The 1,361-nt window shown below is 66.2% G+C and carries 1 protein-coding gene; it reads right to left on the reverse strand.

The genetic code is table 11. The annotated features are described in order from the left end of the window. Positions 1–1,182: hemolysin family protein (locus EOA28_RS35775; RefSeq protein ID WP_148671109.1), on the reverse strand; the 1,182-nt coding region annotated here is incomplete at its 3' end. Between the last annotated feature and the right edge of the window lie 179 nt (positions 1,183–1,361).

Here is a 1,361-nt window from a genome sequence, read left to right on the forward strand (position 1 = left end):
GTGGTGGAGATGCGACAGCACATAGCCGGCGACGGTCTCGTAGTCGCGGTTCTCCGGCAGGTCGATGCCCAGCACCTCGGCCATCTCGTCGGCCTGCATGTAGCCCGCGAGCAGCCAGGAGCCGTCGTCGCGCTTGACGGCGTTCTCCTCCTCGCCGGCCTCGAGGTCGGAGCGGAACACGCCGGTGATCGCTTCGAGGATGTCGGCCGGCGTGACGATGCCTTCGAAATGGCCGTACTCATCATGCACCAGTGCCATCGGCACATCCGATTCCCGGAGCTTCTGCAGCACGTCGAGCGCGTCGGCCTGGTCATGCACGATGGGTGCGGCGCGCACGTGCTGGCGCGGATCCAGCACCCTGCCGGCGAGAAGGGCGGCCAGCACGTCGCGCGTCTGGATGACGCCTACCGTGGCGTCGACATTGCCGTCGCCGACCGGCAATCGCGAGTGCTGCGTTTCCATCAGAAGCTTTCGGGTCACCGTCTCGTCGGATTGCAGGTTGAGCCAGTCGACCTCCGTGCGCGGCGTCATCACGGCGCGCACGGCGCGGTCGCCGAGCCGCATCACGCCGGCGATCATGCGGCGCTCGTCGGATTCGATGGTGCCATGGTGCTCGGCCTCGGCGACCAGCATCTTGATCTCCTCGTCAGTGACCTTCTCTTCCGCTTCGCCGGCCTGGCCGAGCAGCCACAGCACGGCGCGGCCGGAGAGGTCGAGCAGGAAGACCAGCGGCGCCGAGACGGTGGCGAGGATCGTCATTGCCGGCGCGGCCCTGACCGCGACGCGTTCCGGGTCCTTGAGCGCGATCTGCTTCGGCACCAGCTCGCCGACGATCAGCGAGGCATAGGTGATCAAGGCGACGACGATGCCGACACCGACGGGGTCGGCGATGTTTTCGCGGATGCCGGTCGACGCCAGATATTGCGCCAGCCGCTCACCAAGCGTCGCGCCCGAGAACGCGCCTGAGAGAACGCCCACCAGGGTGATGCCGATCTGCACCGAGGACAGGAACTTGCCGGGGTTCGAGCCCAGCGCCAGCGCGCGGCCGGCACCCTTGATGTTGCGGTCGATCATCGCCTTGAGGCGGGCGGGCCGCGACGAGACGATGGCAAGCTCCGACATCGACAAAAGGCCGTTCACCAAGATGAGGACGGCAACGACGGCGATTTCAACGTAAAGCATGGGCGGTCAATAGCATTGCTGCAGCGCATTCGAAAATAGCCTGCCGGTATTTTTGGAAGATGACAGGCGCAATGTTCAGGCGGCATCCCAAAGCGGCGCCGCGAAATGCCCGACAAGCGCGTCGATGACCACGCGAACCTTCGGCGTCAGCGCGCGCGTGAGGGGCCACACGGCATGGA

It is taken from the genome of Mesorhizobium sp. M2A.F.Ca.ET.067.02.1.1, from assembly GCF_004023285.1.
In the GTDB taxonomy this organism is placed as follows: domain Bacteria; phylum Pseudomonadota; class Alphaproteobacteria; order Rhizobiales; family Rhizobiaceae; genus Mesorhizobium.